Origin of the sequence: Arthrobacter sp. NicSoilB8 (genome assembly GCF_019977355.1) — a bacterium.
Taxonomy (GTDB): domain Bacteria; phylum Actinomycetota; class Actinomycetes; order Actinomycetales; family Micrococcaceae; genus Arthrobacter.
The window spans coordinates 2504896-2518454 of sequence record NZ_AP024655.1; the positions used below are offsets into that span (position 1 = coordinate 2504896).

At 67.3% G+C, this 13559-nt stretch carries 11 protein-coding genes; 4 read left to right on the forward strand and 7 right to left on the reverse strand.

What is annotated here, in order from left to right; all coding sequences use genetic code 11:
• Nucleotides 1-74: 74 nt before the first annotated feature.
• Nucleotides 75-572 carry a pyridoxamine 5'-phosphate oxidase family protein gene (locus LDO15_RS11215; protein WP_223978879.1) on the reverse strand — a complete coding sequence of 166 codons (498 nt, stop codon included), beginning with the start codon at nucleotides 570-572 and terminating at the stop codon, nucleotides 75-77.
• A 274-nt stretch (nucleotides 573-846) separates the two neighbouring features.
• On the opposite strand from LDO15_RS11215, the gene LDO15_RS11220 reads away from it, so the two are divergent.
• Nucleotides 847-2430 (forward strand): GAF domain-containing sensor histidine kinase, encoded by a 1584-nt coding sequence (locus LDO15_RS11220; RefSeq protein ID WP_223987280.1) that lies wholly within the window; start codon nucleotides 847-849, stop codon nucleotides 2428-2430.
• A gap of 100 nt (nucleotides 2431-2530) precedes the next feature.
• On the opposite strand, the gene LDO15_RS11225 is transcribed toward LDO15_RS11220, so the two are convergent.
• Nucleotides 2531-3262 carry a response regulator transcription factor gene (locus LDO15_RS11225; RefSeq protein WP_276572917.1) on the reverse strand — a complete coding sequence of 244 codons (732 nt, stop codon included), beginning with the start codon at nucleotides 3260-3262 and terminating at the stop codon, nucleotides 2531-2533.
• Between the two features lie 318 nt (nucleotides 3263-3580).
• Between LDO15_RS11225 and LDO15_RS11230 the strand changes: the two genes are divergently transcribed.
• Nucleotides 3581-4024, forward strand: coding sequence for a universal stress protein (locus LDO15_RS11230; RefSeq protein ID WP_223978881.1), 444 nt, complete (start codon nucleotides 3581-3583; stop codon nucleotides 4022-4024).
• A 108-nt stretch (nucleotides 4025-4132) separates the two neighbouring features.
• Here the strand turns inward: LDO15_RS11230 and LDO15_RS11235 are convergent, their stop codons facing one another.
• The 3 genes from LDO15_RS11235 to glgC all read right to left on the reverse strand — a co-directional run bounded on the left by LDO15_RS11235 (nucleotide 4133) and on the right by glgC (nucleotide 7692).
• A complete protein-coding gene (locus tag LDO15_RS11235) occupies nucleotides 4133-4600 on the reverse strand; it encodes a pyridoxamine 5'-phosphate oxidase family protein (protein ID WP_223978882.1) in 468 nt (155 codons plus the stop codon).
• A gap of 100 nt (nucleotides 4601-4700) precedes the next feature.
• Complete coding sequence (locus LDO15_RS11240; protein WP_223978883.1) at nucleotides 4701-6209, reverse strand: SDR family NAD(P)-dependent oxidoreductase; 1509 nt, start codon at nucleotides 6207-6209, stop codon at nucleotides 4701-4703.
• A gap of 61 nt (nucleotides 6210-6270) precedes the next feature.
• On the reverse strand, nucleotides 6271-7692 hold the full coding sequence (gene glgC, locus LDO15_RS11245; protein ID WP_223987284.1) for a glucose-1-phosphate adenylyltransferase: 1422 nt from the start codon (nucleotides 7690-7692) through the stop codon (nucleotides 6271-6273).
• A 96-nt stretch (nucleotides 7693-7788) separates the two neighbouring features.
• On the opposite strand from glgC, the gene glgA reads away from it, so the two are divergent.
• A complete protein-coding gene (gene glgA, locus LDO15_RS11250) occupies nucleotides 7789-8994 on the forward strand; it encodes a glycogen synthase (RefSeq protein ID WP_223978884.1) in 1206 nt (401 codons plus the stop codon).
• Between the two features lie 151 nt (nucleotides 8995-9145).
• Here the strand turns inward: glgA and LDO15_RS11255 are convergent, their stop codons facing one another.
• Together LDO15_RS11255 and LDO15_RS11260 are read right to left on the reverse strand one after the other, a co-directional pair.
• Complete coding sequence (locus LDO15_RS11255; protein WP_223987286.1) at nucleotides 9146-11248, reverse strand: acyl-CoA dehydrogenase; 2103 nt, start codon at nucleotides 11246-11248, stop codon at nucleotides 9146-9148.
• 117 nt (nucleotides 11249-11365) lie between these two features.
• Nucleotides 11366-12061, reverse strand: a complete 696-nt coding sequence (locus LDO15_RS11260; RefSeq protein ID WP_223987289.1) for a TetR/AcrR family transcriptional regulator — start codon at nucleotides 12059-12061, stop codon at nucleotides 11366-11368.
• Nucleotides 12062-12155: 94 nt separating this feature from the next.
• On the opposite strand from LDO15_RS11260, the gene LDO15_RS11265 reads away from it, so the two are divergent.
• A complete protein-coding gene (locus LDO15_RS11265; protein WP_223978885.1) occupies nucleotides 12156-13559 on the forward strand; it encodes an acetyl-CoA C-acetyltransferase in 1404 nt (467 codons plus the stop codon).

Sequence of the window (13559 nt, forward strand, 5' to 3'; positions counted from 1 at the left end):
GGTGCGCTGGCAGGCCTGCCGGACCGCAGGCCCCGGGACCAGCCTATCTGCTAGCGCATGCGGTGTACTTGGGGCTATTCGAGGCCGGACCGGGTGGCGTCGTCCAGCGGCGTCCACCATGTCATCGGGGGCACCACCTTGAAGCGCCGGCCGGTGACGGTGTCCGGCGTGATCCGGACGAAATGCTCCTTCTTTCCGGCCTGCCACGGGAACAGCAACAAGCCGACGGTGTCCATGACTTCCTCCGGGTTCTTCACCGGTGCGGCCTGGCCCTTGACCACGACGCTCCACGCGATCCCGGTATCCGCATCCACGCCGTCGGTTTCCACTGCCACCGGCGTGTCGCCGGTGGCCGCCTGCAGCTTGGTCCCCTCCGCGGTGCGGAACACCAGCGTCCCGTGGTCCACCTTGTAATTGATGGGGAAGATATCCGGATGATCGTCCACCCAGACTGCCAGCCTGCCCACCGTGACGCTGCGCAACAGCCGCCAGCACTCGTGAGGCTCCAGATTTTCCACTGCGTGGGTTTGGTCCTTTGACTGGTTTCCGCCCGGGTTCGCGTCAGTACTCATGCCGGCCAGCGTACGGGGCCGGGGCCGGCGGCGGCTAGGGCAAAAGGTCCCAGACGCCGGATAAACTCCCAATTCCGGGGACCTTTCGAGCTGTTGGCGGTATTCTTGCATCAGGCCGTCAGCGTCGACGTGCGCCGGAGCGAGTGGGGGCAATGACATGCAATCAACGGGTGAGAGTTCAGGCCATACCGTGTCCGGGCAAAATCCCGGAGTTGACGAACTTCTCAAGGGATTTGTCGTCCGGGCGGAGGAGCTGCTCCAGTCCAAGGAACGCATGGCCGGACTGCTGGAAGCGGTCGTGGCCCTGGCCGAGGACCTGAGCCTGGATGCCGTCCTGGAACGGGTGGTCGAGTCGGCCTGCCGGCTGCTCCACGCCCGCTATGGCGCCCTGGGGGTGATCGGCGACGACCACGCGCTGAGCCACTTCATCACCGTGGGCATCGACGGTGAACTCGCACGCCAGATCGGCCCGCTGCCGACCGGTCACGGCGTGCTCGGCCTCCTGATCACGGAGCCCCGGCCGCTTCGGCTGCATGATCTTCGCCAGCACGCGGAATCTTACGGGTTCCCCGCAAAGCACCCCCCCATGCAGTCCTTCCTCGGCGTCCCGGTGCGGGTCCGGGACGTGGTCTTCGGGAACCTATACCTTACTGAAAAAGAGGGCGGGGATGACTTCACCCTCGAAGACGAGGCCCTTGCCGTCGCCTTGGCGGCGGCCGCCGGCGTCGCCATCGAGAATGCCCGGCTCTATGACGACGCGCGCAGGCGGGCCCGCTGGCTCGAGGCCAGCATGGACGTCTCCGGGCTGATGCTGAGCACGGACCGCGACTATACGTCGGGCGGACTGGATCCGATTGCCAGCCGCGCGCTCCGGGAGTCCGCGTCCGACCTTGCCCTGCTGGTGGCACCCGCTGCCGACGGCCCCGGCCACGTGGTGATCGGCGTCGCCGGCGAAAGCGGGCCGGCCTTTTCCGGAAAATCACTGCGCCTGGAGTCCCAGCTCTTGGAGGGGGTCCTCGAGGGCGGCGAGCCCGTGCTGTTCGACGACGCGTCGGAGGTGGTGGGAGACATCGACACCGGAATCACCGGGCCGCTGCTAGCCGTGGCGCTCAGTACCCAAGGCGCCCACCACGGGCTCCTTCTGCTGGCACGGAACAAGGAGTCGGTCGGCTACGCCAGAACCGACATCGAGATGGGGGCGGTGTTCGGCTCCCACGTCGCCCTCGCCCTGGAACTGTCCCGGGTGCACCGCCTGCGCGAGGAGCTGCTGGTCTTCACTGACCGGGACAGGATCGCCCGCGACCTGCACGACCTCGTCATCCAGCGGCTCTTTGCTGCCGGACTGAGCGTGCAGAGCCTCACCCGTTTCACCAAGGACGAGCTGGCCATGGAGCGGATCCGCAATATCACCGGCGAACTCGACGAGGCGATCCGAAGCCTGCGCGACACGATCTACTCGCTGAAGAGCAACACCGGAATTACCGAACTGCTGAGCGGCCGGATCCGGAGAGTCACGCGCAGTACCGCGAAGTCAATGCCCTTCTCGCCGCGCCTGACCATCACAGGACCCGTGGATGCCGTGACACCGGACAAGGCCGACAACGTCGTCGCCGTGGTCTCGGAAGGGCTCAGCAACGCGATCCGGCATTCCGGTGCGGACACAATCTCGGTCTCCGTGGCCGTGGTCAAGGGCCGGGTGACGGTGGTGATCAGTGATAACGGTTCCGGGTTCACCGAGCCGGGCAAACGCAACGGGCTGTCCAACCTTGAGGATCGCGCGCGGATGCTCGACGGCGAATGCACCATCACGAGCGAGCCCGACGCCGGTACAAGCCTCGAGTGGTCGGTGCCGCTCTAGGCAGCGCTCCTCAGGCGGCGCGCCCGGGCGCAGAAACAACCGGCCGGGCGCAGAAACAACCGGCAGAAACTGCCGGGCGCTGTGCGGCCGGGCGCAGAAACTACCGGACGCTGTGCGGCCGGGGTCCGTCGCTGCCGCTGCCGGCGGTCGCCGCGGGAAATGCCGGACTGGCGATGAAGACAGCGGCCTGGGTGCGGCGTTCGAATCCCAGCTTGGCCAGCAGCGACGACACATAGTTCTTGACGGTCTTTTCCGCCAGGAACATTTCGGCGGCAATCTGCCGGTTGGTGAGTCCGCCGCCCACCAGTTCCAGGACTTTCCGTTCCTGGGGTGTCAGCGACGAGGTGCGCGGGTCGACCTCTTCGGTCTCCACCAGGCTCTCCATCACGCCGGCGGCGACGCCGTCGTCGAAAAGCGATGCGCCGGCGGCAGCCTGCCGCAGGGTGTCGATCAGGTCGGTGCCGCCGATTTCCTTCAGCACGTATCCTCGCGCACCGGCCAGGACGGCGCCGCGGAGGGCCTGTTCGTCGTCGAAACTGGTCAGGATGATGCAGTTCAGGGACGGGTCCACCGAGCGCACGTCACGGCAGACCTCGATGCCGGTCCCGTCCGGCAGGCGGGCATCGAGCACACATACATCGGGGTGAAGGGCCGGAATGCGGCGGGTCGCTTCCACCGCCGATCCGGAGCTTCCGACGACGACGAATCCTTCGCCCTCGAGTAGCTCCTGCAGCCCGCGTCTGACGAGTTCGTGGTCATCAAGGATAAAGACTCGGATCACCGCCGGTACGCCATCCGGTGCAGTGAGACCTGCGTCTGCCCAGGCAATCATGGTTCTCCTGTCCGGCCGCATTTTTGCTGCGCCGTTTGATTCTGTCGTTCGTCTAGTTCCCCGCGCTTCATTCTTCTGCACTGCGGGGCCTCGGACAAGGGTCCTAGTGCCCACCGGGCGGGCCCCAGCCCGTCTGCGGACTGCCTGCGGCCTGTCTGGGGGTCTGCCTGCGGCCTGTCTTCCGAGATGCCCCGGGGTCCGCGCCGAACGCCTGGCTGCATGTCTTTTGGCCCTAGCCGCCTGGATGGCAGGGCGAAATTATGGGAGCGGCGCCAACCCGGGCATGATGTCCGGCCGGTTCGAGGACAGGGATCACCGATGAACGAAGTCAGGGACGTCCACACGATCGTCGTCGGCGTAGACGGCTCGGAGGCTTCGGTGGAGGCGCTGCGGCAGGCGCAGGGCCTCGCGGTGCCCCTGTCCGCCAAAGTCATTGCCATGGCGTGCTGGGACTATCCGCCGGTTTATGACGGGTATGTTGCCGTAGGCATCGACGACTTCGACGTCCGGGCCGGGGAAATCCTCAATGAGGCGGTAGCGAAGGCCTTCGGCCCTGAGACCCCGGACAACGTGGAGATCCGCCTCGTCCAGGGCCATCCCCGCTACACGCTCATCGAGGAGAGCAAGTCCGCGGACATGCTGGTGCTCGGCCGCCGTGGCCACGGCGGGTTCGGCGGGCTGCTGCTGGGCTCGGTCAGTTCCGCCTGTGTGGCGCACGCGCACTGCCCGGTGCTGGTGGTGCACGCGCCGGAGAAAGCCTGACGCCGCCCCGAAATTACCGGACCCCTGGAGTACCGGGCCTCGATAATTACCGGGCCCCCAAATATTGGGTCCGGGACCACTCGAACCCCGCGCTACTCGAACCCCGTGCTACTCGAACGTGGAGCGGCGCGGATCCGAGAGGCGGGTGGTCCACAGATCGGGCTTCTTGACCTTGAAGCGTCGCCCGGTCAGCGCCTTCGGGGCAACACGCACGTAATAGGCCTTCTCGCCAGGCTGCCATGGCTCCAGGAGCAAGGCGTCCACGGCGTCCTTTTCTTCCTGGCTCTCAATGAGTTCGGCCTCGCCGCGGGCCATGACGCTCCACGCTGCCTCGTCGTGCGCGTCATAGCCGTCGATCTCGAACGCGACCGGCTTGGCCGTGATGGCGCCCCAGAGCTTCGTGCCGCCGGAGGTGCGGAAGACAATCGCACGGCGCTCCAGCACAAAATTCACCGGAAAGATCTCCGGATGGCTGTCCACGATCAGCGCGACGCGCCCCACGGTTTCGGTATCCAGCAGGACCCAGCACTGGTCCATGGTGAGCGAGTAGTCCGGCGAGGGCGTGTTTGTATCCATGGAGAGAGATTCTACATACCGGCCCGGACCCGGATCAGGGCCATAAGGCCCCCTGCGGTCACCTAAGCGCACGAGGGGGCAGTCCGGGCCGGAGGACCCGTCACCAGGGGCTGGGCTTGTAATCCTTCAGGAAGACCCCGTACTGGTCCTCGCCGGCCTCGCCCATCACAATGGGGTCGTACACGCGGGCCGCGCCGTCCACGAGGTCCAGGGGCGCGTGGAAGCCCTCTTCCATGAGCCTGACTTTGGTGTAGTGCGGGCGCTCGTCGGTGATCCAGCCGGTGTCCACGGCCGTCATGAGGATGCCGTCGGTGTCGAGCATCTCCTGGGCACTGGTGCGCGTCATCATGTTCAGCGCCGCCTTGGCCATGTTCGTGTGGGGGTGCCCCGGGCCCTTGTAGGCGCGGGAGAACTGGCCCTCCATGGCACTGACATTGACGATGTACTTGCGCCGCGCGGTGGAGCGCTTCATGGCGCCGCGCAGCCTGCTCACCAGCAGGAACGGGGCCGTGACGTTGCACAACTGCACTTCGAGCATTTCCAGCGGGTCCACTTCGTCCAGCACCTGGGTCCAGCTGTTGATGGTGGCGAGGTCCGGCACCAGCCCGCCGGCGTCGATCGCAGTGCCCGAGGCAATGCGCTCCAGCGAGGCCGAACCAGTGGACAGGGCCAGCGAGGTGATCGCGTCCCCGGCCAGCACGGGATGGTCCAGCACGCTGCTGGCGAGGGCCAGGGGGTGCTTGTCATGGGCGTGGCCGAAGGTGACCAGCTCGGGGCCTCCGTTGGCGGCCTGGAGCGCGGCGGGCAGCGGTTCGTCCTCGGCATCGACGAGGGGCTTATAGGCGTTGCCGGAGCGACGCACCGTCTGCGCCGCGTTGTTGATGATGATGTCCAGCGGGCCGGCCGCATCGAGGGAATCCGTCAGAGCCATCACCTGGGACGGGTCGCGGAGGTCGATCCCCACAATCCGGAGCCGGTGCAGCCAGTCGGCGCTGTCCTCCATGGCGGCGAAGCGGCGGGCGGCGTCCTTCGGGAACCGGGTGGTGATGGTGGTGTGCGCGCCGTCCCGGAGGAGCCGGAGCGCGATGTACATGCCGATTTTCGCCCGGCCGCCCGTCAGCAGGGCCCTGCGGCCGGTCAGGTCTGTCCGGGCGTCGCGCTTGCTGTGGCTGAACAGGGCACACTCGGGGCACAGCTGGTGGTAGAAGGCATCCACCTGGGTGTAGTGCTGCTTGCAGATATAGCACGGCCGGGACCTGATGAGGTGGCCGGCGATCTCGCCGGTCGCGGACGGGGCAAGCTTGTTGCCGCGCGTCTCGTCGTCGATCCGGTCGGGCGCCGCCGTCGCCGTCTGGGCGATCACTGCGCGGTCTGCTTCCGCGATTTCATCCCGCTTGCTGACGCGGCGGTGCCGCTTGACGGCCTTGAACATCTTCCCGGTGGCGCGGCGCACGGACACGTAGTCCGGGTGGCCCTCGTCGTAGGCGTGGATGGTGTTCAGGACCTTGAGGCAGGCCTGGATCTCTTCCGGGGTCAGCCCGGCAGGGCCGGCCTCGGCCAGGTCAAACTCGGCAGAGGGAAGATCGGAAGACAGATCGGGGGAGCTCATTGCCCCAATTTTACAGGGTGCGGGGAGCCCGGCCCGACGCCGGTGCCGGGCCCCCGCCTGCCTATGCCGTGGGTGACTGCTTGGCGGCACCGTCCGCGCCAACGGCGGCGGCCTGCACGTCGGCGACCTTGTCCACCGAATCCCGCAGTTCCGGCCAGTTTTCGGTGGCGGTACGGACGGCGTTCGGGACGAGGCGCAGGTTGGCGGCGGACAGGGCCCGTTCCGAATCGCTGGGTTCCGGGACAAACTGGCCCTTGGACAGGACAGTGATTCCGGACTCGGTGACCTTGAACCCGCGGGCGCGGTCCAGGTCCGCGTCGAGGCCGATCGCGGCTCCGGCCGGAACCTTGACGTTCTTGTCGATAATGGCGCGCTTGATCACGGCACCTTCGCCAACGTTGACCTTGTCCATGAGGACCGAGTCCAGGACCCGGCTGGACGTGCCGACGTAGACATCGTTGGAGAGCACGGAGCCCTCCACGATGCCGCCGGAAACGACGACGCCGCTGGCCACGATCGAATCGAGTGCCGAGCCCACCGTGTTGGATTTGCCGCGGACAAACTTGGCGGGCGGGGAAATGCTCTGGCGGGTGTAGATCGGCCACTCGGAATTGTAGAGGTTGAACACCGGCACGGGGGAGATGAGGTCCATGTGGGCGTCGTAGAACGAATCGATGGTGCCGACGTCGCGCCAGTAGGTGCGGTCCCGTTCCGTCGAACCCGGAATGTCGTTGAGGGTGAAGTCGTAAACGCCGGCCTCGCCCTTGTTGACGAAATAGGGAATGATGTCCCCGCCCATGTCGTGCTTGGTGTCGAGACGCTCAGCATCGACATGCAGGGCTTCGACCAGGGCGTCGGCGTCGAACACGTAGTTGCCCATGGAAGCCAGGAACTGGCTCGGGTCGGCCGCGAGGCCGGGCGTGGAGGACGGCTTTTCGACGAACGCGGCAATCTTGTCCGGGTTCTGCGCATCGGTTTCGATCACGCCGAACTGGTCCGCCATGTGCAGCGGCTGGCGGACGGCGGCGACCGTGGCCTTGGCCCCGCTGGCGACGTGCTGGTCCACCATCTGGGAGAAGTCCATGCGGTAGACGTGGTCTGCGCCGACCACGACGACGATGTCGGGATTGGCGTCGTGGATGAGGTTCAGGGACTGGTAGATGGCGTTGGCGCTGCCCAGGAACCAGCTCTTGCCGACGCGCTGCTGTGCCGGAACCGAGGCCACGTAGTTGCCCAGCTGGGTGGACATGCGCCATGTTTCGGAAATGTGCCGGTCAAGGCTGTGGGACTTGTATTGCGTCAACACCACAATTTGCAGGTAGCGGGAATTCACAAGATTAGAAAGGGCAAAGTCAATGAGCCGGTAGCTTCCGGCAAAGGGCACGCCAGGCTTGGCCCGGTCCGCCGTCAATGGCATGAGCCGGTTTCCCTCGCCACCTGCGAGGACAATTGCCAAAACTCTCTTTTGATGCGGCATGGTGATCGCTCCTGAACGCCTTCGTTACTCCCCAAAACAGTCCGGCATGCCCGAACGTCTTCACACTAGATCAGTTCCACAGTAACGACTACCTTGGTGCATGTGCGAATAGATATTGTGACCAAAGAATTCCCGCCGGAAATCTACGGCGGCGCCGGAGTCCATGTGGCTGAGCTCAGCAGGGTGCTGGCCCAACGCGTGGACCTACAGGTGCGTGCCTTCGGCGCGCCCCGTGAGCCCGGGTATCACGGAGCGACGGTCACGTCCTACTCCGTGCCCGAAGACCTGGGCTCCGCTAATGCCGCGATCCAGACCCTCGGGGTGGACCTGAGGATCGTTCCGGACATCGCCGGCGCGGACCTGGTGCACTCCCACACCTGGTACGCCAACATGGCCGGACACATCGCGTCGCTGCTCCACGGCATCCCGCATGTGCTCAGTGCCCACAGCCTGGAGCCGCTGCGCCCGTGGAAGGCCGAGCAGCTTGGCGGCGGATACGCGGTGTCCTCGTGGGTGGAAAAGACCGCCTACGAATCCGCCGCCGCCATCATCGCCGTCTCCGAAGGCATGCGCCAGGACATCCTGCGCAGCTACCCCGACGTTGACCCGGCCAAGGTCAGGGTGGTCCACAACGGCATCGATGTCAGTTTGTGGAACCGGGACGAGGGCGAGGACGTCGTTCGGGCCCTTGGGATCGACCCCTCGCTGCCGAGCGTCGTTTTTGTCGGGCGTAACACGCGGCAGAAGGGCGTTCCGTACCTGCTCCGTGCCGCTGCCAAGCTGCCGGCCGACGTCCAGCTGGTGCTGTGCCTCGGCGCCGCCGACACGCCGGAACTGGCGGCCGAGACCGCCCGGCTCATCGAGGAGCTGCAGAGCAAGCGCACCGGTGTGGTCGTGGTGGAGCGGATGCTGCCCCGCAACGAGCTCATTCAGGTCCTCAGCCATGCAACGGCGTTCGCCTGCCCGTCCATCTACGAGCCGCTGGGCATTGTGAACCTGGAGGCGATGGCCTGCGGCGCCGCCGTGGTGGCCAGCGCCACCGGCGGCATCCCTGAGGTGGTCGATCACGGCGTGACGGGGTTGCTCGTGGAGCTGGAGCAGGTTACCGACGGCACGGGCACTCCGCTCGATCCGGAGAAGTTTGTGACCGAGTTCGCCGCCGCCCTGACCGAGGTGGTGTCCGATCCCGCCCGGGCGCGCGCCATGGGTGAAGCGGGCCGGCGCCGGGCCGAGGAGCACTTCTCCTGGGAATCCATCACCGAGACCACGCTCGAGGTTTATCGCTCGGTGCTCCAGAAGGACGCCTGAGCCCCGAAAGCCGCATGAACCTGCACGCCGGATAAATCCGAGCGCTAGACAGAGACGACGACGGCGCCGCCCCGGCTAAGGGGGCGGCGCCGTCGTCGTCTTCCGGCCGGGTCAGCCGGTCTTCCGCGGGGGGTAACGGGTCGGGCGGGGGTCAGGCGCCTGCCGTCGTCCCCCGGCCCTTGCGGGCCAGCAGGATCTTCTCATCCACCGGGGCATCCCCGCTGGCGCGCTGTGCCCGGACATAGGCCCGGGCCTCGTCCTGGCGGACCTTCTCGGCCCCGGTGGAGATTTCCGCGCGGAGGTGCTCCGGTCCGTAGCCGAAAGCGTCCACGAGGTCAACGGCGTGCGGGCGGATCTTCACGAGCAGCCGGTTGATGTACTCGCCCACCGTGCGCCCGCGCTGCATCGACAGCCGGCCGTTCATGAGGTACCAGGACAGGTTCTTCTCGATCAGGGACAGGCCGAAGAGGTCGCGCAGCCAGGTCAGGACCTTGTGCGTGCCGGGGTCGCCGACCTTCCCGAGGGCCTCGGTGAAGGCCTCCCACTGCAGCAGCTCCGCATGGGCCTGGGCGGCTTCGATGAGTTCGTGCTGGTGGGCGTTGAACAGTGCGGCGCCCTGCTGCTGCGGGAGCCGGTTGGCGCCCTTCAGCGCCGCACCGGCCTGGGCCACCATGGTCTGGACGCGGTCGGTCAGCAGGGCCCGCTGGCTCGACTCATCACGGATGGCAATGGCCGCCTTCTGCACCGAGCCGGAATCGGCCACGAACTGTGCCACCTGGCGCAGGCCGGTCCGGTGCAGCGCAGTGCCCGTGGCCTGGGACACGACGTAGCGGGCCAGCACGCCGACGTTGACGTTGCGGAATTCCTTGGCGTAGTCGGCGAGCAGCCGCTTGGCGACCAGCTGCAGCAGGACCGTGTTGTCGCCCTCGAAGGTCACGTAGACATCGAGGTCGGCGCGGAGGGAGGCAAAGCGGTTCTCGATCAGGAAGCCGGCGCCGCCGCAGGCCTCACGGCATTCCTGCAGGGTGTCCAGGGCGTGCCAGGTGCTCAGCGGCTTGAGCGCCGCGGCCAGGGTTTCGAGGTCCTGGCGGTCCTCGTCGGTGTCGTTCCGGCCGGAGAAGACGTCGTCGAACTTCTCCAGCAGCTGCTCGTGCGCGAAGCCCGCGGCGTAGGTCGTGGCCAGCCGGGTGAAGAGCCGGCGCTGGTGCCGCTGGTAGTCCAGCAGCACCTCCTCGTCGGTCTGCGAGGAGGCAGTGAACTGCCGTCGCTCGGTGGCGTAGTGGATGGCGGTCTTCAGGGCGAGCTTGGACGCGGCGACGGCGGCGCCGTCGAGCGAGACCCTGCCCTGGACGAGGGTGCCGAGCATGGTGAAGAAGCGGCGGCCCGGGCTGGCGATGGGGGAGCTGTAGGTGCCGTCGGTGTCGACGTCGCCGTAGCGGTTGAGCAGGTTGGTGCGCGGGATGCGGACGTTCGTGAAGTGGAGCCGGCCGTTGTCGATACCGTTCAGTCCGCCCTTGACGCCGTCATCCTCGCCGCCGATCCCGGGCAGGAACTCCTTGGTGCCGGGGTCGCGGAGGTCCACGTAGAAGGCATGCACACCGTGGTTGACGCCGCGGGTTATCAGCTGGGCGAAAACCACGGCCCCGAGTCCGTCGATGGCGGCGTTGCCGATGTAGTCCTTCCAGGCAGCCCGGAATGGCGTGTGGATCACGAACTCCCCGGCGGCGGGTTCATAGGTCGCCGTGGTGGCGATGCTGGCCACGTCCGAGCCGTGCCCGGTCTCGGTCATGGCGAAGCAGCCGGGGATCGCCAGGCTCATGATGCCCGGCAGCCACTTCCTGTGGTGCTCCTCGGTGCCCAGGTGCATCACGGCCGAGCCGAAGAGTCCCCACTGCACGCCAGCTTTGATCTGCAGCGATGGGTCGGCGGTGACCAGCTCCTCGAAGCCTGCGATGTTGCCGCCATGGTCATCGTTGCCGCCAAGCGAAGAAGGGAACGCCCGGTGGACGGCATTGTTGCGGACAAGGTATTCCAGCTGTCCGAAGACGCGCTGGCGGTGTTCCGTGTGGGTCAGGCCCTCGAACTTGTGCAGTTCCGGCCGTCCGGAAACGGAGCGGGCGTGCCGGCGGACGTCGGCCCATTTGCCGAGGAGCTGTTCGCCAAGGTACGCGACGTCGACGGCGGGCGCCTCGGGGGAGCCGGGCCTGGCGCCGGAGCCGACGGCGGCCGGCGCGGCAGCCGCCGGTGTTGTCATGCGGCCGGGCGCATTGGAGGGGGTGCGGTCGGCTAGTTCAGTCATGTCGATTCCTTCTTTGGTTCTGACAATTCAGTTCTGGGCCCTCACTCCTGGGGCGGGACCGGTGAGTTGGTGCTAGGGCTTGCCCTGGGGCGCATCAGCCGGGGCGGGCGGCTGCAGTTCGGGGGCGATCCCGAAGCACAGCCAGTCCGTAATCTGCCGCGCCATGGCCTCCTGGTCCGGTTTGGCGGGTCCGGGCGGGCTCGCGAGCCACTGTTCGCCGGCGTTGCGCACCAGGCCGATCGCGGCATTCGGCCAGTAGCCGATCACGGCTTCCTTGTCCGGAACGCCGCCCAGGTGGCTGCGCATGGGCCGGGCGATCATGTCGCTGATGGCGGCGAAGAAGTGGCTCAATGCCCCGGCCGTGGCGATGGACGGCCCGGCTCCTTCGGCGTCGCCGGGGGCGTGGCGGGTGACGAAGGTGTAGACGTTCGGGCTGGTTTCGGCCATCTGCAGGTAGGCGGACACCATGGCGAACAGGCCTTCGCGGGGCGTCTGGGCGCTCTGCGCCGCCTCCTGGATGCGGCGCTGCATCTGGCTCAGGACTACCTCGCCTACGGCCTGCTGGAGCCCGGCCTTGTCGCCGAAGTAGCGGTAGAACACGGACTTTGACGTGCCCGAGGCGGCGGCAATGTCTTCCATCGACGCATCGCTGCCCAGCGCGTGCACGGCCTTCCGGGCGGACTTGATGAGCTCGCGCCGCCGTTCTTCGCGGTGGGACTGCCAGCGGGAGGCGCGGCCGTCGACGGCGGTGTGACCGCCGGGTGCCATGGCGTCCGGCGGAGTGGCCTGGTGGATGTTCACGATACCCAGCGTATCAGGTACGCTGGGTATCGGTAACCGCTTTGATCGAAGGAGACAGCCCATGTCCGTCCACGGACAGTCAGTACCCGGACCCCAGGAACCGGCCGCCGCAGCGACGGCAGCAGCCAACTCAACCGTGGGGGCCGCGCAGGGCGGCACGGCCGCGGCGCAGCTCCGCAAGGCCGTGGTCGTGGGCGGCAACCGCATCCCCTTTGCCCGGACCGGCGGGCCGTACACCAAATCCTCCAACCAGGACATGCTCACCGCCGCGCTGGACGGACTGATCGCCCGCTTCGGTCTCCAGGACGAACGAATCGGGGAAGTCGCGGCCGGCGCGGTCCTCAAGCACTCCCGTGACTTCAACCTCACCCGGGAGGCCGTCCTCGGCTCGGCCCTCTCCGCCGAGACCCCGGCGTACGACCTCCAGCAGGCCTGCGCCACCGGGCTGGAAACGGTGCTCGGCCTGGCGAACAAGATCAAGCTGGGCCAGATCGAGTCCGCGATCGCCGGCGGCGTCGACTCCGCCTCGGACGCCCCCATCGCCGTCAGCGAAGGGCTCCGCGAGGTGCTCCTGGACCTCAGCCGCGCCAAGACGGTTTCCCGGAAGCTGCAGGTCCTCAGCCGGCTCCGGCCCAAGGATCTTGCCCCCGACGCCCCGAACACGGGAGAACCCCGCACCGGCCTGTCGATGGGCGAGCACCAGGCGCTGACCACCGCGCAGTGGAAGATCACCCGCGAAGCCCAGGACGAACTCGCCTTCAACAGCCACCGGAATCTCGCCGCGGCCTACGACGCCGGCTTCTTCGACGACCTCCTGACCCCCTACCGGGGGCTCAGCCGAGACTCCAACCTGCGTGCCGATACGAGCCTGGCGAAACTGGCCACCCTCAAACCCGTCTTCGGCAAGAACCTGGGCGCCGAGGCGACCATGACGGCCGGCAATTCCACCCCGCTGACCGATGGCGCCTCGACCGTGCTGATCGCTTCTGAGGCTTGGGCCGATGCCCACGATCTGCCCAAGCTCGCCACGGTGGTGGACGGCGAGGCGGCCGCCGTCGACTTTGTCCACGGCAAGGACGGACTGCTCATGGCGCCGGCCTTCGCGGTGCCGCGCCTGCTCGCACGCCACAACCTCACCCTTGCGGACATCGACTTCTTCGAGATCCACGAGGCCTTCGCCGGCACGGTGCTGAGCACCCTGGCCGCGTGGGAGGACGAGGAATTCGGCCGCACCCGCCTGGGTCTGGACGGCGCCTTCGGCACCATCGACCGGTCCAAACTGAACGTCAACGGCTCCTCCCTCGCCGCGGGACACCCGTTCGCCGCCACGGGCGGCCGGATCGTCGCATCGCTGGCCAAAATGCTGCATGCCAAGGGCCAGGTCAACGGGCGCCCGGCGCGCGGGCTTATCTCCATCTGCGCCGCCGGCGGCCAGGGCGTCGTCGCAATTCTCGAAGCACTCTAG